The sequence below is a fragment of the candidate division TA06 bacterium genome (assembly GCA_016235665.1).
In the GTDB taxonomy this organism is placed as follows: domain Bacteria; phylum Edwardsbacteria; class AC1; order AC1; family EtOH8; genus UBA5202.
Genome location: JACRJI010000006.1, coordinates 24,741 through 44,371, shown reverse-complemented (window position 1 = coordinate 44,371; position 19,631 = coordinate 24,741). Strand labels below are relative to the sequence as shown.

Annotated in this window: 18 protein-coding genes; 1 reads left to right on the top strand and 17 read right to left on the bottom strand. The window is 54.2% G+C overall.

The annotated features are described in order from the left end of the window. The first annotated feature begins 19 nt into the window (after positions 1–19). Entirely contained in the window at positions 20–304 is a 285-nt protein-coding gene (locus HZA73_02560) for a GIY-YIG nuclease family protein (protein MBI5804910.1), read from the top strand. 39 nt (positions 305–343) lie between these two features. Here HZA73_02560 and HZA73_02555 read toward each other — a convergent pair whose 3' ends face one another. The 17 genes from HZA73_02555 to HZA73_02475 form a co-directional block, all read right to left on the bottom strand. Then, positions 344–2,782, bottom strand: coding sequence for a YfhO family protein (locus HZA73_02555; protein ID MBI5804909.1), 2,439 nt, complete (start codon positions 2,780–2,782; stop codon positions 344–346). A gap of 12 nt (positions 2,783–2,794) precedes the next feature. After that, positions 2,795–3,709: a flippase-like domain-containing protein gene (locus HZA73_02550; protein MBI5804908.1), complete on the bottom strand. Its 915-nt coding sequence runs from the start codon at positions 3,707–3,709 to the stop codon at positions 2,795–2,797. Further along, positions 3,706–4,365 carry a class I SAM-dependent methyltransferase gene (locus HZA73_02545; protein MBI5804907.1) on the bottom strand — a complete coding sequence of 220 codons (660 nt, stop codon included), beginning with the start codon at positions 4,363–4,365 and terminating at the stop codon, positions 3,706–3,708. The genes HZA73_02550 and HZA73_02545 overlap by 4 nt, the downstream gene beginning before the upstream one ends. Before the next feature lie 143 nt (positions 4,366–4,508). Next, positions 4,509–5,597 (bottom strand): glycosyltransferase family 4 protein, encoded by a 1,089-nt coding sequence (locus HZA73_02540; protein MBI5804906.1) that lies wholly within the window; start codon positions 5,595–5,597, stop codon positions 4,509–4,511. A 66-nt stretch (positions 5,598–5,663) separates the two neighbouring features. After that, entirely contained in the window at positions 5,664–6,638 is a 975-nt protein-coding gene (locus HZA73_02535; GenBank protein MBI5804905.1) for a PorV/PorQ family protein, read from the bottom strand. A gap of 5 nt (positions 6,639–6,643) precedes the next feature. Next, a complete protein-coding gene (locus HZA73_02530; GenBank protein ID MBI5804904.1) occupies positions 6,644–6,982 on the bottom strand; it encodes a hypothetical protein in 339 nt (112 codons plus the stop codon). Positions 6,983–7,188: 206 nt separating this feature from the next. Then, positions 7,189–7,491 (bottom strand): late competence development ComFB family protein, encoded by a 303-nt coding sequence (locus tag HZA73_02525; GenBank protein MBI5804903.1) that lies wholly within the window; start codon positions 7,489–7,491, stop codon positions 7,189–7,191. Between the two features lie 62 nt (positions 7,492–7,553). Beyond that, a complete protein-coding gene (locus HZA73_02520; GenBank protein ID MBI5804902.1) occupies positions 7,554–9,497 on the bottom strand; it encodes a Na/Pi symporter in 1,944 nt (647 codons plus the stop codon). A gap of 189 nt (positions 9,498–9,686) precedes the next feature. Further along, positions 9,687–10,160 carry an SPOR domain-containing protein gene (locus HZA73_02515; protein ID MBI5804901.1) on the bottom strand — a complete coding sequence of 158 codons (474 nt, stop codon included), beginning with the start codon at positions 10,158–10,160 and terminating at the stop codon, positions 9,687–9,689. Between the two features lie 144 nt (positions 10,161–10,304). Further along, on the bottom strand, positions 10,305–11,375 hold the full coding sequence (locus tag HZA73_02510; GenBank protein MBI5804900.1) for a mannose-1-phosphate guanylyltransferase: 1,071 nt from the start codon (positions 11,373–11,375) through the stop codon (positions 10,305–10,307). Between the two features lie 41 nt (positions 11,376–11,416). Continuing rightward, positions 11,417–13,321: a T9SS type A sorting domain-containing protein gene (locus HZA73_02505; GenBank protein ID MBI5804899.1), complete on the bottom strand. Its 1,905-nt coding sequence runs from the start codon at positions 13,319–13,321 to the stop codon at positions 11,417–11,419. 40 nt (positions 13,322–13,361) lie between these two features. Further along, positions 13,362–14,780 carry a type I glutamate--ammonia ligase gene (gene glnA, locus HZA73_02500; GenBank protein ID MBI5804898.1) on the bottom strand — a complete coding sequence of 473 codons (1,419 nt, stop codon included), beginning with the start codon at positions 14,778–14,780 and terminating at the stop codon, positions 13,362–13,364. A 22-nt stretch (positions 14,781–14,802) separates the two neighbouring features. Further along, positions 14,803–15,825, bottom strand: coding sequence for a thiamine-phosphate kinase (gene thiL / locus HZA73_02495; GenBank protein ID MBI5804897.1), 1,023 nt, complete (start codon positions 15,823–15,825; stop codon positions 14,803–14,805). A gap of 107 nt (positions 15,826–15,932) precedes the next feature. After that, entirely contained in the window at positions 15,933–16,715 is a 783-nt protein-coding gene (locus tag HZA73_02490) for an acyltransferase (GenBank protein ID MBI5804896.1), read from the bottom strand. Between the two features lie 50 nt (positions 16,716–16,765). Further along, positions 16,766–17,824, bottom strand: a complete 1,059-nt coding sequence (gene ychF, locus HZA73_02485) for a redox-regulated ATPase YchF (protein MBI5804895.1) — start codon at positions 17,822–17,824, stop codon at positions 16,766–16,768. A 197-nt stretch (positions 17,825–18,021) separates the two neighbouring features. After that, positions 18,022–19,272, bottom strand: coding sequence for a GNAT family N-acetyltransferase (locus tag HZA73_02480; protein ID MBI5804894.1), 1,251 nt, complete (start codon positions 19,270–19,272; stop codon positions 18,022–18,024). A gap of 97 nt (positions 19,273–19,369) precedes the next feature. Continuing rightward, the gene (locus HZA73_02475) at positions 19,370–19,594 is read right to left on the bottom strand and encodes a DUF4405 domain-containing protein (protein MBI5804893.1); all 225 of its coding nucleotides are present in this window, start codon (positions 19,592–19,594) and stop codon (positions 19,370–19,372) included. Positions 19,595–19,631: the final 37 nt, after the last annotated feature.

Here is a 19,631-nt window from a genome sequence, read left to right as displayed (position 1 = left end):
GATTAAAGGAAAATAAGTGATCTCAAATAAAACAAAAACCACAACTGCCAAAGAATGGCTGGTTTACATCCTTAAATGCAGCGATGGAAGCTACTACACCGGCATTACCAACGATCTGGCCAAGCGTTTAAAAAACCATGCCACAGGTACTGCTTCCAAATATACCAGATCAAGACTGCCGGTGAAGGCAGTCTATCAGGAAATACTGCCAACCAAAGGCCGGGCCTTGCGCCGGGAACTGGAAATAAAAACACTGACCCGAATACAAAAAACTCTTTTAATAAAGGCATTGATACAAAAGTAAAGCCCCCCGCCTTTGGCGGGGGGCTTTTTTACATCTGTTTTATGAAGCAATCTCTTCTGCTTTTTTCCTTTTGTTTCCGGCCAGTTCCCAGGCGCCCAGCCCGATTATTCCCAACAGCACAACCAGCGCAGAGATAAGACTTATGGCCCGTCCTGTATTGTACGGCGTAGACTGGTACTTAAACTCAACTTTGTGCTTTCCGGCCGGCACCACAACCGCCCGGAAAGTGTAGTCGGCCCGGTAGGTTTTGACCGGCTGGCCATCCAGATAAGCCTGCCAGGCCGGGTAATGGTTTTCGCTGATCACCATTATGGCCGGGGCCAAGACTTCAACTGATAGTTTTATCTGGTTGGGCTGGTATTCATCGATCACTACGTTTCCCGGGACCTGTTTGGCGGAAACGAACCCCTCCGGCTGTTCTTCCAAAATAACGCTTCGGGAGGGATCAAAGCCTGGCTGTTTGATGCGTTCCAGGATCTCCGTTTCCCTGGCGATCACTTCGTAATTTCCAGCTAACCAGGCCCGGGGCAGGGCTTTTTGGTACTGGTATATCTTGACCTGCCCTCCATAGCAGGAATCGTAAATCGTGAAATCTGGATGGTTCAAAGGCTGCTGCAGTAAAAGGTATTTTACTCCCAGAATGGACATGAAATTAAGCCCGTTCATGTCCAGGATGTTGTGAAAATCCGGCAGCAGCCTTTGGGCGTTGATCCCCACAAATTCGTTATACCGACGCAGGGGGTTGGGGCTCTCTCCGCCGACGGTCTGGATATTGAATAGTTTAAGATAATTCCCGGACTGATGTACCTGCAAGGGCATCACCCGGTAAAGGGATTTGTCACTTTTCAGCACCCGGACCACTTCGTCTTTGGAAAAATAGTCTGCGGGGGAAACCGCTTTCATGAACTTGGCATCCACCCTCCACATTTCGGCAAATATCAGCAGACCGGCCATGGCTGTCCACCAGGTCAGGGAAACTTTCCGTTTTGCCAACAGCCAGATCAGCAGAACCCCCATCAGCAGGATCACAAAAGCTATCCAGTATCCCTTGACCATTTCCCCGTAACCCTGCCACAAGGCTTGGGCGCCCCAGCCCCGGGCGGCAAACCCGGAAAGCATTGAGGTCATTCCGTCCTTGGCTCCGGTAAAAACAAAACCCAGCAGCAATACTGAACCCAGTCCGATCAGCAGGTGGCGGAATAGTTTTTTGCCAAACTGGCCCTCCATCAGCGATTGGACCCCTGCGGCCGCCAGCACCGCCACGGCGAAGGAGAACAGGTTGAAGATCATGGCCGGACTGCGAAACTTTGACATTCCGGGGATAAGATAATAGACCAGGTAATACAACGGAGTAAATCCGCCGAAGGCCACGATCAGGGCAAATATCCCGAGTAATATGAAGAACAGTTTCAGCTTTTTCCTTTTGCTGTATATCAATCCGATCAGGGCCAGCAGAAATGGGATCACCCCGACGTATTCGGTGTGAAGTTTAAGGTCGCGTCGGCCCCAGTACCAATGGGTGGGGCGTTCGCCGGAATCCTTGTCTAACATCCCGGAGAACTCCGGCCAGACGATGTTGATTGTCTCTTCCGGCGGCATGGAATATGAGGTGGCATAAGCATACCCTTTGTCCTGGCCCCGGGCCGAGAATTTGATGTAGTCCTGCAGGGTCAACGCCTGGACCGCGTAAAGCGAGAAACCGGTCACAAGCATGGCCAGGCCCAGCCCGACGGTTTTAAGGACGTTGTTCCTATTCTTGTCGGCCTTGAATCTCTGATATATTCTGGCCAGGGCAAAAAAGAATCCTGCTAAAAGCAGGTAATAGGACATCTGAACGTGGGGCGACATCAGAGACAGGCCGATCACCAACCCGGCCAGCAATGCCCATAAAAGCTTCCGGGTATCCACTGTTTTATCTATGAACAGCAGCAGCCACGGCAGCAGGGCCGAGACCGCGATCTTGGCGTCGTGACCGGCATAGATCAGGCTGACCATGGAACCGGTGAACATGTAACCCACGGCTGAAATAAATGAGGCTGTGCCGGAAAAGCGCTTGGCCCTCAGGAATAGGTAGGTTCCAATGCCGGCCAGCAGTACATGCAGAAAATAACTGGCGGCGACGATCTTTTCCGGCGCCAGCTTAAGCCAGTATAAAACGGTCATCGGAAAGTACCAGTAATCGCCGGACATGGTTCCTACGCTGGCCAAAGGCACTCCGCCGTATATCTGGGGATCCCACAATGGTACTGTCCCAAATTGTTTTATGCTTTCCACGATGAAATTACGGGTCATATACCCGCCTGCCACGAAATCGCTGCCGAAAAGCATCTGTCCGGATAACAGCGCCCGGTTGAAAAAAAGCAGGCTCATGGCCAGTAGAAGACCGGCCGCCAGCCAAAAATTGTTCAACAGATCACCGCTTGCCAGAACCGGAGTTGTAGTGGCCGGTATTGCTTTGGGATTTTGTTTTTTCTTCATGATCTTTTCTAATTACTGTTTTCTGAATTTCAAACCGATCAAGGCCACCAGAACCTCAAACAGCGTGATCCACAATCTGGCCAGGATCGAGATGATGATCGCCAGCGGAACCGGGATGAAATATTCCAATAAAAAGGCCATGGCCCCTTCCCTTACCCCCAACCCGCCGGGAGTTATCAGGCTTAAAAAACCCACCGCCCAGGCTCCGTTATAAAGGCCTATGGCTCCCGGCAGGAATTTTAGGCCGATGGGATATATGGCACGGATCAGGCAGAAGAATGCCGCCCCCTGAATCAGGGCGGAGATAAAATACAACAACACTGCCGCACCAAACCTGGCGGGGCTGGCGGCCAGTGCTACCTCCCGCTTCAGGATTATTTTGGCCGACCAGCGCAAGAGGGAGAAAAGCAAAGGGGAGAACAAAAGAATCAACAAAACCCCAGCCGGAACGGTCATCAGCCAGACCCATGAAGGAACTCCCTGGGTTAAGAGAAAGGGAATGCCGGCTATGCCTGCCAAAAGAGAACCCAGCAAAAGGCCCATCATTTCTATGATCATGGCCGTACCGCTGATCTTTTCGGAGATGCCCTCGGCCTTGCACAGTATCATCCTGCCGCCCACAGCCCAGACATGCCCGGGAATATATTTTGCTAGGAAGGAAGCAGTGATCACCCACCATGACCGGGTAAAGCTCATCTTGGATCCCAGCCCTTCCAGAATGATCTCCCAGGCTTTTATTGAGCAGGCGAAAGAAGCAAACAAACCCAGGTATGAGAAGACCAGCCAGAAATAATTGAACTTTAGGCTGGAAAAAGGAATATCCTGCCAGCCACTGTATAACTGCCTTCCCAGGAAATAGGCAATGACAAGGATCACCAAAAAGGCGGCGGCTTTTTTTAGGGCCGTCCCTGATAAAAAGCGCTTCATACTGTCTTTGACTTATGTTTCAGCACTACCATGATATCGTAACACAAAAACAAATATTTGGAAAAGTATTTTTGCACTGCTTTGACCGGGATCAGACCGGCTTTCCCCCGAACATAGCTTATGTCAAACGTCTCCCGGCAAAGTTCCTCCAGTTCCGGCCAGCTCAGTTCGGCATAATGGGTGGGGTCAGGCTCCTGGCCTCCGAACCATTTCCAGAGGAAGCTCATGAACCTATAAACCGGACGGTTTGGAGTGGTAATCACTATGACACCATCTCGCTTAAGGACTTGGCCCAGTTCCGCCAGCAGTTTTTGCTGGGCTGCCCTATCCGGCAAGTGTTCCAGCACTTCTACGAATAACACAGTATCAAAGGCTGACTGTTTGAACGGAATTGCCGTTGCATCCAGTTCGACCAATTCGGAGGTGCTGGTCTTTAGATTTTGCAGGCGGGTCCTGGAAAGATCGCAGGCTACAACCCTCAATCCCTGCAGCGCCATCGGGCTGGTGAACGCCCCGTCGCCGGCTCCCAGATCAAGCACGGTTCCCTTGGCATAGCTTAATATCTCCTGATGCCAGTCGGAATATTTGGACGAGAGGTAGGTTCTTTTGGTGACCTCTGCCTCCACCCGCTGTTTATAATAACTGTCTTCTTTCACTTACTCCGGTTTAAAACAATTTATGGTTTTGTTATATAGCTTAATGTAACTATACCACAATTATTCAAATCAGGTCAATAAAAAATGGGCAGGCCTTCTTCATAAAGCCTGCCATACCCTTGTTGGAAATGATCCGTTTTGTCCTATTGATTAAACATTTTTCGATAAACCTTAAACGTTTCCTCTGCGGTCTTCTGCCAGGTAAAAAGCCTGGCTTGTTTCAACCCCTCGGCCGTCATTTTTTGTGACAAACTCTGGTCCGACAGGACCCAAAGGATCTTTTCCCTCCATAATATGTCATTCAGGGGATCGATCATTATCCCGGCCCCGCTCACCACTTCGGGAATGGATGAATTATCGGCGGCTATGACCGGGCAACCGCAGGCCATGGCCTCCAACGCCGGCAGGCCGAATCCTTCGTACAGAGAGGGAAAAACAAAGACATCGGCGGCGGCATAATAATGCGGCAAATGTTCCTTGGCCACCGATTCCCTGACCAGGACCCTGGAGGAAATATTTTCCCGGGCGATGAACTCCAGATCCCCTTTCCCGGCCGGGCCTACTTTGACCAGTCTGGCATGGGAATTTTCCCGGGAAATCTGGCTAAAGGCCTTAAGTACCGTGATAAAATTCTTCCGGGGCGCGGAGGTGCCCACCTGCAAAATTACCTTTTCATCCAGGGAAAGCCCCAATAGCTGCCGGCTGGCAGTTTTGCTGTACGGTTTGTATTCAGGTGTAACTCCCAGCAAGACCGGGGTGATTTTTTGGGGATCCATTTTGAAAACCCTTACCAGGTCGTTCTTGGTGGCTTGGGAGATTGATATCACATGGTCGGCTTTCTTTATCCCCGAGTAGAGAAAGGTCCTCCAGCATTTCTCAAGCAGAGACGAGGGCATGAAAAGGGGGATCAGGTCCAGGCAGGTGACTATTCTTTTTTCGCCGGCCTTTAAGAACGACAGGTTCTGGCTGAGAGTATGGACATTCTTTTGATGCCGGTAAGACCGGCTGCACTGCCGCCAAAAAAGCGGTTTGGGGCTCTTGATCCCGACATTTATAGTGGACTCCAGCCCCCTGGCCCCGTAGAACTCGCAATTGCCTTTTTGGCTGTTATAATAGGCCATTTTCACCGGCGTCAGGTCTTTGAGGTTCCGGTAAAGGTTCCAGGCATAGACCCCTGTCCCGCTGTGTTCCGGCTGGTCGTTTATAATTTCTATGAACTCGGAATTGCTCATGCCACGGGATCCGGATGCGGTTGATTTAAAAAGGGCGGTTTTAAAGCCGCCCGTTAAAATGCCTGTTTAAAACTCCACCGAGATGTCAGCCCGCAAGGGCAGTTTACCCAGGCCGGCCATGGGGGTGTAGGCCACGTCAAAACGATATTTTTTTATGCAGACACCCAGGCCGCAGGCCCACCCAGTAATGTCGTCAAGATTGGAGCCTGTCTCTATCTCCCCCATGACGCCGTTATATCCCAGCCGGAGGGCCAAAGCCTCCCTGACAAAATACTCCAAGCCCAGCTGAGCCTGGACCCCTGTATCCACAACCTTGGATGCCGCCAGGGCAATTGTCAACCGGTTCATTACCGGCCGGTAAGCCAGCCCACCCCGAAAGGTCAGGGGAAGTTTCTCCTTTTCGGTGACGAAGGCCTTGGCGGCCACGCCCAGATTCAGCACCGAAAACCCGGCGGTCAGGCTGCTGCCGTAATTGCGGGAACTCTTGGCTTTGAACAGCGCTCTGGCAGCCTGATCCATGTCGATCTCGTACAACACCCCCAGGTCCACGGCCACCGCGGAGGCCGAGTATTCCTGCACCTTGTCGTAGACCCCTTTCAGCGCGGCCCCGGCAAAAAGCTGTGAGTTTATTATCCGGCCGTATCCCAGCGACAGTGCCAGTGTATTATAACTGAAGGTGTTTCCGGTGCCTGTGGGCAGGTCCAGGGTAGTCTCTTTGATGGAGCCGCTGTTGAGGTAGGAGATCCCGACGCTGTATGTGCTCCATTGGTCCCGGGGCTGGACATAGTTGATGCTGCCGGCCTGGATGTCGGCGGCATAATTGGTGTAGCCGGCCGAACCCTGCCTGGTATTGATCAGCGACAAACCGGCTGGATTGTATGGCAGTCCGGCCAGGTCGTCGGAAGCCCCAACCAGGGCTTCGCCCATGGATACGGCCCGGGCCTTGAGGGGCAGCCGCAGAAATGAGAACCCGCAATCCTGAGCCAAAGCAAACACTGCCGACGACGTCATTACCGCCAGGAACAGGAGGGTCTTCTTCATGGTTTTTACTCCTTAATATCAGATCTTTTATTGGCCGACAGGAACAGCACGTTACACCAGCGATTGTTGGAATCCACCATTCGGCTGTCGTCAAAATTGAATGATGGGCGGGAGAGCACCGCCGAAAAATCCTCCCGGTGTTCCCAAAGCCAGTCCTGGATCTCTTCCTCGTCCAGCGAATTCAGGAAATATATGAATTCCTCGATGGTAAAACCGCTCTGCCCACGCTCCTCCAGCCAGTCCTCAACATCGGGACTGCTGACGCTGGCCAGCAGTTCAAAGATGTCATCCCAGCATTTTTGGGGTACGATCTTGTTCTTGATGTAGCTTTTAAAATAAGTCATTGATTTCTTTCGCTAAATATTAATCACCGTAAAGGTACACAGTTCTCTCCTTGAAAATTTGCCCCGGCCCGGGCTTTTTACAATATATGGAAACCTTGAAAACACCCTGTAAAAATATGATACTTTAAATTTACCTGTTTGTCAACCGTTTTGAAATAAAAATACAGTTGCGAAGTTGGACACGTCCTGGGTCAAGGCCAAGGCGTTTATTGCCGGGTGACTGTGTTCAGGCCCTTTTTCAGCTTGTGGCGGGGATGAGTGCTGACCGAATTGATTGCGTTGACGATGGCCACCAGCACCTGGGTTTTGAACTGGTCGTGGGCCATGTTGACCATGGTATGGATGTGCCCCCCCTCGCTGACCACGTATTGCGATGGCAGCTGGTTAAGGGCCAGGGCCATCACGTCCAGCTGGCAAACCCGGCAGCTGCAGATCCCGGGCCGGGACAGCATCACCCGGGCCAGTTCCTCCTTGACTATCCGTTCCATGTAATTGGTCAATTTAGGCATAATCCCTCCATATATCCGGTGGGTTAATTTGACATGGGAAACCTGAAGGTTTTAAACTGGCATTATTCCTTGGGTAGGATGGAAGCCCCCATCTGGCTGGCATTGAAGTTTATCCGTTCAAAGTCGCTCAGCAGGTCCAGGTGAATGGTGCTGGTCTCCCGGGATTCCTTCAAACCCTTTTGCAGCCGATCCAAATGTTTTTTATAAAACTCCCGTTCCATGACGTAGACAATATCCTTGCGCTCCAGTGCCCGGCGGGCCAGCCCGGCATCATTGGCGGCAAAGGCCCCGATGGCCAGGTCTAGGGTGGTCATGGTCTGGCGGTGGATATCCCGCAGGTCACACAAGCCCTCCTGGGAAAAGGCCAACTGTCCGTCGATCTTTTTCCGGACATGGCCCATGATGTTTTTGCTGATCACGTCACCGATATGCTCCAGATCGTTGACCACATATAAGAGTTTGATCCCCCGGTCCGACTGGTCGCCCGAAAGTTCCTGCTGGGCGATCTTGGCCACATAGGGCGTGATGGCCTCCTCCAATAGGTCCACCTTGTCGTCTTCATCCACCAATTGCTGCAGCAGCTGGGTGTCATTCTTCTCCAGGGCTTCCATGGAACGGCCCAGCATTCCCTTGACTATGTCGGCCATTCTTAATATCTCCTGGGAGACCTGCCCGATGGCCAGGGACGGGGTTTCCAGCACCCTTTCATCCAAATACTTTGGCCCGAAGGCTTTTGGGCGGTCCAGCTGATCGGGGACTATCCGCCGCAGCAGTTTTTCGTAAGGTATCAGGAAGGGCAGAAAGATCAAAGCCGCCGCCAGGTTGAACAAGGTGTGGGCGTTGGCTATCTGCCGGGCCGGTTCCCCGCCCATCCGGAGCACCAATGAGGTAAAGGGATTGATCAGAATGAAGGCCAGCAGTCCGGCCCCGACCTTGAAGATGGTGTGGCCCCAGGCCACCAGCACCGCCTCCTTGGTCTGGCCCCAGGCAGCGATCAGGGCGCTGCCGCAGGTGCCGATGTTGGCCCCGATGATCACCGGGATGGCGGCCGGCAGCGGGATCAGTCCCTGAAAGGCCAGGGTCAGAAGGATCCCGATGGTAGCGGCGCTGGAATGGACCAGCAGGGTAAAGGCCGTGCCGATCAAAATGCCCAGCAGGGGCCGTCCATCCAGGTGCAGGAACATCTGGGTGAACCAGGGCAAAACTTTTAGCGGAGCGATGGCTTCGGAGGTGAGTTTAAGCCCAAAGAATATCAACCCGGCCCCGAACATTATCTGGGGATAATAGCGCCAGGCCTTTTTGCCGGCAATGGTCATCAATAAAAACCCCAAAGCCACCAGGATCAGGGAATAGTCGGAAAGCTTGAAGGCAATCAGCTGAACGGTAACGGTGGTGCCGATGTCGGCCCCCAGGATCACCCCCAGCACCTGGCGCAGGCCGATCAGCCCGGCATTGGTTAGCGAGACCAGCATCACGGTGGTGGCGGTGGACGACTGGATGATCACCGTCACCAGGGCCCCCACCCCCATCCCCATCAGGCTGTTGTCGGTAAGGCTCCACAGCATCTGCTTTAACTTGACCCCGGCCGCCTTTTGCAGGCCCCGGGAACTGAAGCGCAGGCCGAAAAGGAACAGGGCCACCCCGCCCAAAGAACCAAGCAGAGCGAACAGCCACCAGTGAGGCAGAAAAGAGTGCAGAGTAAAGGTCACCCTCCGCTCCGGATTGCCAGCCAGCCAGGCGTTGATGTAGACCGGCTGGGGACCGGTCAGGGACGTGACCCGGCACCGGGCATAGCCCTGGATATCGGTTTTGGCCTGGGTGCTATCCAGCCGTGCAGCCTGGCCCCCGGCCACATCGAACAGTACTTTGACCCCGGACAGAGGTTTGCCTTTGGCATTGGTGACCTGGACCACCAAAGGCTGGGAAGCCTCCCTTCCGGCCACCACCACCTGCCGGTCGCCGGAGACATCCTGCCCCATTGGATCGGCAGCCTTGTGCAAAGTCATCTGGCAGAATGCCTGACCGGCCATCATCAAAACGGCCGGCAGTAAAAACTTTAGATTCCTGATCCGGATTAACCGGATACCATAAGGAAACCAGCCTGTCCGCCGTAGTGTAAAAGCAGGCAGAGAAGGGCATGAAAAATCTACTGGTTTCATGGGTTCCTTATAAATTATTCTTTGGGTCGCCTGGCATCAACGGGTCAGGTCCATCTCCACTACGAATGATCCCTGATAGCCCAGGGCCTTGGCCCGGGCCTTAAGATTGTCGGCGTCCTGGCGGGTCAGGCAGTTGCCGGCCTGCACCTTATAATAGGGCAGGGCTTCGGCGATGTAGATCTGCTGGTCCTTGAACTTCCAGCGGGCCTCCTCGGCCACCCGGCGGGCGTTCTCGATGGAGCCGGAGACGAACAGCTGAACTCGCCATCCGTACACCTGGTTCACCGGCCCCTTGCTGCCGGAAGGTATCGTCATCCCGGAGTTATCCTGCGGGGCCGGGGCTTCAGACTGGGGCGCCGGAGCCTGGGCGGCCGGCTGTTCCGGAAATGGTGTTTTGGCCGGAGCCTCGGCCACCGGCTCGGCCAGGGGCTTTTGAACTTCCTGCTTTTTGCCGAAACATCCCGCGAAAATCAGTGGCAGGACCGCAGCCAAAAGGATCTTGTGCTTCATTTTTGGGTAGATCTCCTGTGTAATAGACAAAAAAGTGAATGGAAATACGGTTGATTTATCCCTTGCTCGCATGAATAATATCCTTGGTTTGTCCCGATGAAAAAATCATGCCAATCCTGTCTCGTCTATTGTAATAATATCTGCCTACATGAACTTCTTCCCGTCGGGCATTTTCTTCAATTCTTCGAGTACCTTGCGAACCTCCTGCACTTTTGACCGGTGGCAGACCAGCACTGCGCCCTGGGATTGCACGATGATGATGTCCTTGAGCCCCAGCGCTGCCACTACCCCGTCGTCGCTGTAGACCAGGTTGTTCTGGGAATCTATGGCCAGGCAGTTGCCCACCAGCACATTCTGGTGCTGATCCCGGGGATGGAAACGCTCCACTGCCTCCCAGGACCCCAGATCGTCCCAGCCGAAATCTCCCTTTATCACCGCCACTCTCTCCGCCTTCTCCATCACTCCATAGTCGATTGATATCTTTTCCACTTCGCGGTAGAACTCTGCGAATTTTTCCTGACCGGCGCTTAAACCACCAAGCTTCTGCCAGGCGTTCAGTTTTTTGGATAGTTCCGGCAGATGCTTTTCGATCTGCTCCAGAATGGTCTTGGCCTTCCAGACGAAGATCCCTCCGTTCCAGTAAAAGTAACCGCTTTTGACGAACTTTTGAGCGGTGACCTGGTCCGGCTTTTCCCTGAAACTCTTGACTACAAAGCAAGGAATACTGCAATCGGGCAACATCTCGCCCCGTTCGATGTAACCATAGCCGGTCTCGGGACGGTCCGGATTAATGCCGATGGTCACCAGATATCCCCGCCGGGCCAGCGCCACGCCCTGCTCCAAAGCCTGCTGGAACCTGGGAATGTCGTTGATGAAATGATCTGACGGAAGAACCATCATCACAGCCTCGGCGTTTTCCCGGGAGATCTCGGCCGCGGCCACCGCGATGGCCGGAGCGGTGTTCTTTCCGGCCGGCTCCCCGATCAGCCGGGGTCCAACGATTCCTATCTTTTCTATGGATTTCACTAGATCCTCGCCGGTGACCACCCACTGCCTCCCCACCGGGGCCAGCGATCCCACCCGTTTCAGGGTCTCGCCCAGCATTGAACTTTGGCCTGTCAGGGTCAAAAGCTGCTTTGGCATGTTGCTGCGGCTTTTGGGCCAAAACCGTTCCCCCCGCCCGCCGGCCAGAACTACGGCATATAAATTATCCATCACGCTCCTGTTGTGGGTTTGAGGTTTCACTAAATAAGTTCTTATTTGATCAGCACCAGCTTTTTGGTGGCTGTCCTGTCCCCGGCTTTAAGGCTGTAAAAATAAACACCGTTGGCAGCTTTTTGCCCTTTCTCGTTACGGCCGTCCCAGCTCACCTGATATTTTCCTGCCGGCTGGGTCTGACTAATCAGCGTTTTGACCAGCCTACCGGTTATGTCGTAAATGCCGAGTTCAATCCTTCCCCTGGCCGGTATCTGGTAGCTAAGGCTCAGGTTTCCCCGGCTGGGGTTGGGAACGCAGTTATAAAGTACCAAATCCGGACCAGATAGGTTTGTTTCCAAGGGATTTCCCTCAACCCCGGTCTTCAAGTACCCTTCTATGGTCATGTCGTCGACATACCAACCCTTGGCCACATTTATGGTATCGGTCAAAAGGCGATAACCGACCCGGAAATATTTTTTGTTATTGCAGTAACCTGTTATGTCCACTGTTCTTTTCTGCCAGGAACCGACACTCCCGCTATAAAATGCCGACAGAGTGCTCCAAGTGCTTCCGGCACTGTCGGTGGATACTTCCGGCTGGCATTTGTCCCCTGCAACTATATCATATTTTTCGTACCATGATAATTTTGCCGCCGAATAACTTGTCAGATCTATGTAGTTCAGCATTCGGATCCACCGGTTCTGCTTGTTGGCATAATCACCGAACTCGGAGTTGACTATGCAGCTGTTGGCACTGTGGTAATCACTCTGGGTGGTATCCCAGTTTGTCCCGGTAGTGTAAGCAGTATAGCCTACCTTCCAATCAGCCAGTCCGTCTTCAAAATTTTCGGAATATATCGCGGCCGGAGAACCCACCACAAAACTAACCGAATCGAAATCACTGATGATGGTATCCTGATATAGCGAGCTGTATATCTTCTTGTATATATACACTGTGACGGGATGTCCATCGGGCATGGTGGCCGAAGATTTAACATTGATGGAAAACGGGGTGGAATAATTGTCGGAAGTATCGCCGGCCGCCATTGTCCCGATGTCCCACAACCCATTGGTGATGGTAACAAATGTGTCCGGGGTCGAAGCAGCCACTACAGCGGCAGTGGTCGGGGAATAACGGTTGCTCACTCGCACAAAAAGATTTAAGGATTCGCCCGGTTCATTGAAGCCGTTGCCGTTCCCCACTTCCACCAGACTGTCGCTTATCTGCGAAAGGCTCGGACCATAAAGCTGGGAGCCCTGCACTATCTGCCTGTTAGCCCGCTGGACAAAAGCCACGAACTGGCAGTTGCCGAAGGCCCAATCCGGGGCAATGGTGAAATCACGGGTGGTCACCAGGCTATCCCCAGCCGCCAAGGAAAAGGCTTCGCCATTCTGGTCCGGGATCATATCCCGGGCCACGAAATCCACCTCCGTCAAGCCGCCCTGCCAGACCTCGGGGATGTTCCTCTCATGCACGATGAAATGCAGGGTGCCCGAATCAGGGAAGGCCCCGGTGTTTTTTACTTTCACCTCCATGGTTCCGGTCCGCGCCAAAAGGTCGTGGCTTAACAGGCCCAGGTTTATCTCTAACGGGCTGGTGACAGCCTTATGACCGTCAAATAAAGGCCGGTAATATTCATACATGGTCGTAGTATTGCCCCCGACAATGGTGTCAATACCATCGAATATCACTGTCGGATAACCGGGAACCAGATCGCTGTAATATGCAATCCTGCTGTCCAACTCGACAGTAGAATAAGGATCTCCGGCATGATATGCCAATACAATCAGCGAATCTCCGGTTTCTTCATGCAATTGGTCAAGCCCCCGGGCGGCGCTGGGGCACCAGGGACACCAGGTGCCGGTGAAATCCTCAGCCACTACCACCCGCTGGCTGGCGGCTATGTTTGCCGCCGTGACCAGCAACAGGGCAAAAACGGCCGCAAACGCAATAAGTTTTTTCATCTTGGCTCCTTTTCCGTTTTGATCTTTTTGTTTTATGAGATCAGCAGTCGTAGTATAGCTCGTATTCATAGGGATGGGGCCTTAGGGCCAGGACCTCGGATTCTTTGCTCTTCAGCTGGGTCCAGACTTCTATCAGGTCCTTATTGAACACTCCACCTTGCAGCAGGAACTGGTGGTCGCGGCGCAAGGCTTCCAGCGCCTCGGGCAGCGAGGCAGGCAGGGTGGGGATCTTCTCCAGGTCGGCCTTGGAAAGGCTGAACAGGTCCTTGTTCAGCGGCTGGCCCGGGTCTATTTTGTTCTTGATACCGTCGATCCCGGCCATCAGCATGGCGGCAAAGGCCAGGTAGGGGTTACAGGTGGCGTCGGGCGGGCGGAACTCGTAGCGCATGGTCTTGGGATCGGTCAGGTAGCCGGGGATCCGGACCGCCGCGGTGCGGTTGCCCACCGAGTAGGACGACCTGACCGGGGCCTCGTAGCCCGGCACCAGCCGGCGGTAGGAGTTGGTGGAGGGATTGGTGAAGGCCAGCAGGGCCGGGGCGTGCTTCAGCAGGCCGCCCAGATAATGCAGGGCCAGGTCGGACATGTTCACCAGCCCGCCCTTTTTATAGAACAGTGAACTGCCGTCCTTGGCCAGGTACTGGTGGACGTGCATCCCGCTGCCGGGCTCTCCGAACAGCGGCTTGGGCATGAAGGTGCAGGTCAGCCCGGCCTGGAAGCAGGCGTTGCGGACTATGTATTTGACCAGCATGGCCCGGTCGGCCATCTTGGTCAGGGTGTCGAACATTACCTCGATCTCCATCTGCCCGGCCCCGCCCACCTCGTGGTGGTGGTATTTCACCGGTATCCCGCACTGTTCCATGGTTTTGCAGAGAGAGGAACGGAAATCGAAGAACCGGTCGTGGGGCGGTGCGGCATGATAGCCGCCCTTGTGGGCGATCTTGTTCCCCAAATTGGGGTTTTCGTCCTTGCCGCTGTTCCAGTGGGCCTCGCGGGCGTCGACCTCAAAAAAACTGTGCTGGGCATCGTTCTGATAACGAGCAGAATCAAACAGGTAGAACTCGAACTCCGGGCCCCAGAAGCTCTGGGGGGCGTAGCCGGTCTTGGCCAGGTACTGCTCGGCCTTCTCGGCGATAAAGCGGGGATTGCGGTCGAACTTCTCGCCGGTGGCCACGTCTATCACCTCGCCCAGGAAAGACAGGGTGGGCAGCTTGGCAAAAGGATCCATGAAGACGGTATCCGGGGCCGGGATCACTATCATGTCCCCGGCCTTGACCTGGGTAAACCCGGCCACGCTGGAGCCGTCAAATCCTATGCCCCGGCCGCGCTCAAAAAGCTCCGGCTTAAGCTCGTGAGAGGGAACCGTTATCTGGTGCCATTTCCCCAGCAGGTCCACGAATTTTACCGCGACAAATTCCACCTTGTTCTTTTTAGCCATGGCGAAGATCTGCTTTAAGGTCATTTTTGTCTCCCGCTTTTTGGAGTTAAAAATGGGTATAACCCTGGTTTGTTAATTTTTCTCTTTTGCCGTTTTGGGCGATGATGCTGACCTGACCGCCTTTGACCACCCGCCCGATGATGGTGCAGGCCGTTCCCAGCTTTTGGATCTGGGCTTTGGCTTTTATGGCTTCCCGGGGCGGCAGGGTGAAAAGCAGCTCATACTCCTCCCCGCCGTAAAGGCAGTATCTTAGGGGATCGCGGCCCAGCATCTTCCCGATGATTATCGCCTGCTCTGCCACCGGCAGGGCCCCCTGGTCCATGATGATGCCGGTCTTGCTGGCTTTGGACAGGTGATGCAGTTCCGAGGCAAGTCCGTCCGAAATATCAATCATCCCGTGCAGTTTGAACCGGGAAACCAGTAACTTGGCTTCTGCTACCCTGGGTTCCGGCCGCAGGTGCTTTCTAACCAATTTTAGATTCTTGCCCTGAGCGACATCGAAGGGTTGTATTCTGCATTTTGCATTCAGCAGTTCAAAGCCCGCCTGGCTCCCCCCCAGATCGCCCGTCACCAGCACTGCATCCCCGGACCTGGCTCCGGAGCGCAGTCCGGTATTTTTGGGATCGCACTCACCAAGCAGTGTCAGGGTTACGGAGAGCTCCCGGCTTTTGACGATGTCGCCCCCGGCGACAACAACCCCGTGTTTTTTTGCCAGCGCTTGCATTCCGGCATAAAGTTGGTCTATTTGCTTGACGCTGGTTTTTGAAGGAAGCGTCAATGTTACCAAAGCCAACGAAGGGTTCCCCCCCATGGCCGAGATGTCGGAAAGGTTGGAGGCCATGGCCTTGTATCCCAGGTCAAAGAACGATGCGTAGCGAAGATCGAAATGTATACCCTCCACCATGGTATCCGTTGTGGCGGCGCATATTTTGCCCGGGGTCAGCTTGAAAAGAGCGGCATCATCGCCTATTCCCAACAGGACCCTGCTGTTCTTGGAAATTTTTCCAGTCGTTTTTTTGATCCGTTCTATCAGGCCGAACTCGCCTATGTCAGATATCTTTTTTGCCACAGATGCACAAAAATACAGAGTTTTGAGTAAGAAAATCTTAGCCGTTATAGCATTTCCAACATTTTGCCGCCTGTGGCGGCACCCCGCCAAAGGCGGTGGCAAACCTTTCAAACATAATATTTCGGGCATCTATCGCGGAACAGGTGGTTTAGCGGCGTCACCCTCTTATTATCCGCTACTTTGGGGTCGATGTCAACCACCCTCACGGCCTCGTTTTTCCCGGGAGCCTTGGCCAGGATGCTCTGATCCGGGCTGGCCATTATGCTCTGCCCGATGAAGCGCAGGTCGTGCCGTCCCCGCTTTTCCCGGCCCGTCCGGTTGGCGGTGATGGTGAACACCTTGTTCTCCAGCGCCCGCACCGGCATGGATCTTGGGCAATAAGGCAGGACCAGGTTGGCCGGGTGGCAGATGATCTGGGCGCCATTAAGAGCCATACTGCGGGCGGCCTCGGGAAAGAACCAGTCGTAGCAGATCATCATCCCGATCTTCACCTGTCCGGCCCGGAAGACCTTGAAACCGGTATCGCCAGGGATGAACCACTTTTTCTCATTCCAGAAGAGATGTGTCTTGCGATAGATATCGGTCTTGCCCGAAGGACGAATCAGAATGGACGAATTGTATACTTTGTTCCCGGCCTGCTCGGCGAATCCCGCCACCAGGATGGTCCCCGTTTTCTTTGACAGCAGTTTAAGGGCTTTGATGGAAGGCCCTTCGGAGGTTTCCGATAACTGCCGGACCTCGTCCTTGGAGGCAAAGTTATAACCGGACAGGCACAGCTCCGGCAGCACCAGCAGGTCGGCCTTGACGGAAGAGACCAGCCGGTGAATGGTCTGGAGGTTCTTGCTGACCTGGCCGAAAGCCGGGTTGAATTGTACGAAGCCTGTCTTCATGGTTTTACATGTCATCCTAAGGTTGGCGCCGTGCCTGGCCTATCGAAGGATCAGACATTGAACTTGATGTTGATCACGTCCCCGTCCTTGACTATGTACTCCTTGCCCTCCTGCCTGACATAGCCCTTTTCCCTGGCGGCGGCGTAGGTGCCTACTTCGGTCAGGTGGTCGTAGGAGACCGTCTCGGCCCGGATGAATCCCCGCTCCAGGTCGGAGTGGATGGCCCCGGCCGCCTGGGGGGCCTTGGTGTTTAAAGGAATGGTCCAGGCCCGGCACTCGTCCTCGCCCACGGTGAAAAAGGATATCTGGCCCAGCAGCCGGTACGAGGTTCGGATCATCTTGTTCAGGGCCGGCTCGGCGATCTTCATCTCGGCCAGGAATTCTTTGGCCTCCTCGTCCGACATCTGGGCGATGTCCATCTCGATGGCTCCGCATAGGGCGGTGGCCTCCTGGCCGCTGGCCGAGGACAAGGCGCTTTGCAGGGCAGAGTAATCCACGCCTTCCCCGTAATTCAGCACCGGCAGCAGCGGCTTCTCGGTCAACAGCTGAAAACTGCGGAGGGCCTTGGATTCTTCCGGGAAAAGGTCCAGCATGTGCAGCGGCTTTTCGGCCTCCAGGTGGACCCGGCATTTATCCAGGATCGCCAGTTCCTTGTCCAGCTCCGGCCGTTTTACTTTTTTAATGTCTATTTTGACCCGCTCGATCCGCCGCTCCACCATGGACAGGTCGGACAGCAGCAGCTCGGTGGCAATGGTCTGGTAATCGTCCACCGGGGATGGGGCGCCGGAGGCGTCGGCGAAGCCGCGTAAAACCAGGATCATGGCATCCACCTTGTGCATCTGGGTCAGGAACTCGGTGCCCAGTCCCCCGGAATCCGAGACCCCCTTGGCCATGCCGCCGATGTCCACATAGGTGATGGTGGCCGGGACCTTCTTCTTGGGGTTGAACATGGCGGTCAGCTTGTCCAGCCGGGGGTCCGGTACCTTGACCACGCCCATGTGGACGTCGCAGCCGGTGGAGTATTCACCTACTTTAATGCAGGACTTGGTCAGGGCGTTGAAGATCGTTGTCTTGCCCGACTGGGGCAGGCCGATGATTCCTAATTGCAAAATAGATCCTTTGGTTGTATTGAAAAGGCCCGTAAATTATGCCTGGTTTTGCTGATTGCAGAATTTTATTTTATCACAATCCAACCCTGCATTCAAGCATAAAACAAAGTCCCGCCATACTTCGACTATGTTTATCCCGGGCTTGCCCTAGGGCCCAGTATCCGGCGGTGAAGTATTCTGCGAAGGAGGATTACCTGCTAAAAATAGGTGTAGCAGATGGGCTTGTTTTGGGCCCGGAAAATCCGGTCTACCGTGTTCAAATAGGCCGGATCGGAGATCCGGGACAGGCCCAGGCGGTGAAGCGTTTTGTAATCCACCGCTCCCATCAGCAGGGAGGAGAACTCGGAAACATCAAGCCAGATCTCCGCGTCGTATTCCTGTTCGTCTGATATGGTCAGGGCGCCAAACTCCACCTGGGCCACCAGCGCCCCGGCATTGGCCGGCAGGAAACTGTCGGCGATGTTAAGTTTCAATTTGCAGTTCTGTTCGCCGAAATTATGCCCTTTCATCTCCTCAAACAGCCTTCTGGTATTGAGCGACCGGTACATCATCCCGTAACCCTCGGCGGCGGTCTGCTGGAACAGCGGCGGGATCAGGTTCTCAGAGCCGTCCCGGATGTCACCGAACAGCCAGTTCAAGTGCTCATCCTGGGTGATGAAGACCACCTGCTTAATCTGGTCGGCCTGGCTGTGCAGGAAGGTCATCAGTTCCATGAGGACCTCCGGATCCTGATAAACTAATTCCCGCACCACCATCTCGGTCTGCAGGAAATTGGCGTCGGCCGGCTTAAAGGAGAAGGTCACATACCCCAATACCTGGTCGGCCTTCTTATATCCATAAACCTTGGAATCCGGGCTTTTCAGCAGGCCCTCGGCCTCGGCCTGGGTCTTCTCCATCATTCCGTGATGCTCCCGGCCGAACTGCCGGGCGCAGGCCAGATATTCCTTGAGATCTCCGGTCTCCAGCCGTTTGACATGGCTCTTGGCGCTTCCCTTGGGCAGCTGATCGGGCCTGGTCCTGAACTGAAAGGCCCGGGTACCGAAGCCAAAACCCATCTTCTTGTAAAAGTCCGGACGGAAGGGATACAGGGTGGCCAGGTTGTAACCTTTCTGGCGGTAGTGTTCCAGAAAATAGGCGATCATCTCCCGGCAGATCTTTTCCTTTTTGTGAAGCAGGTCCACCGCCACCATCCCCACCCCGCCGGCTTTGATCTGGGTCTCGTACATTTGCAGGTTCAGGTCGTGCAGCCGCATCCCGCCCAGCATTTTCTCTTCGCGGAAAAGGCCCCAGAAACTGACTCCGGGATCATCCTCCTGGTGTTTTACCAAACGTTCCTTGAGTTTTTGCTTGTCCTCGGGCGTGACGATCTTGAACCCGGGATAGGCCTCGGCCACGATGTTGACATAGCGGTCAAGATCCTCTTCAAACAGGCGTCGTATCTGGCTCATACTGCTCCCTGATTTTTGGTTTTACCGGAATTAGCTGCAAAAGGGTGCCCCAAACAAAGTCCAACGGACAAAGTTCCAGTTTCCAATTTCCCATTTCCTATTTTTTTCTGGCAAGGAAGTTAAGTTTCACCCAGCCCCAGTTCAGCCACAGGTGCGCCAGGACAACCAGGACCATGGCCAGTCCGGCATATTCATGTATCTCCCCGGCCACCTCGGCGTTCTCCAGCAGCCCGGTAAAGGCCAGCACCCCGGTCACCGCCTGGACTGCGAACAGCGCAAACAGCGCCAGGTTCAGCCATTTAAGTGCTTTCTGTTTATTCATCAAACTATTCCTCTCTACAATTCACGTTTCCCTATTC

Bases quoted from the DNA above. Each gene is read 5' to 3' on its own strand.
- HZA73_02555 (MBI5804909.1), bottom strand. From the start codon at position 2,782: ATGAAGAAAAAACAAAATCCCAAAGCAATACCGGCCACTACAACTCCG.
- HZA73_02550 (MBI5804908.1), bottom strand. From the start codon at position 3,709: ATGAAGCGCTTTTTATCAGGGACGGCCCTAAAAAAAGCCGCCGCCTTT.
- HZA73_02540 (MBI5804906.1), bottom strand. From the start codon at position 5,597: ATGAGCAATTCCGAGTTCATAGAAATTATAAACGACCAGCCGGAACAC.
- HZA73_02535 (MBI5804905.1), bottom strand. From the start codon at position 6,638: ATGAAGAAGACCCTCCTGTTCCTGGCGGTAATGACGTCGTCGGCAGTG.
- HZA73_02530 (MBI5804904.1), bottom strand. From the start codon at position 6,982: ATGACTTATTTTAAAAGCTACATCAAGAACAAGATCGTACCCCAAAAA.
- HZA73_02525 (MBI5804903.1), bottom strand. From the start codon at position 7,491: ATGCCTAAATTGACCAATTACATGGAACGGATAGTCAAGGAGGAACTG.
- HZA73_02520 (MBI5804902.1), bottom strand. From the start codon at position 9,497: ATGACTTTGCACAAGGCTGCCGATCCAATGGGGCAGGATGTCTCCGGC.
- HZA73_02515 (MBI5804901.1), bottom strand. From the start codon at position 10,160: ATGAAGCACAAGATCCTTTTGGCTGCGGTCCTGCCACTGATTTTCGCG.
- HZA73_02510 (MBI5804900.1), bottom strand. From the start codon at position 11,375: ATGGATAATTTATATGCCGTAGTTCTGGCCGGCGGGCGGGGGGAACGG.
- HZA73_02505 (MBI5804899.1), bottom strand. From the start codon at position 13,321: ATGAAAAAACTTATTGCGTTTGCGGCCGTTTTTGCCCTGTTGCTGGTC.
- glnA (MBI5804898.1), bottom strand. From the start codon at position 14,780: ATGACCTTAAAGCAGATCTTCGCCATGGCTAAAAAGAACAAGGTGGAA.
- HZA73_02490 (MBI5804896.1), bottom strand. From the start codon at position 16,715: ATGAAGACAGGCTTCGTACAATTCAACCCGGCTTTCGGCCAGGTCAGC.
- HZA73_02480 (MBI5804894.1), bottom strand. From the start codon at position 19,272: ATGAGCCAGATACGACGCCTGTTTGAAGAGGATCTTGACCGCTATGTC.
- HZA73_02475 (MBI5804893.1), bottom strand. From the start codon at position 19,594: ATGAATAAACAGAAAGCACTTAAATGGCTGAACCTGGCGCTGTTTGCG.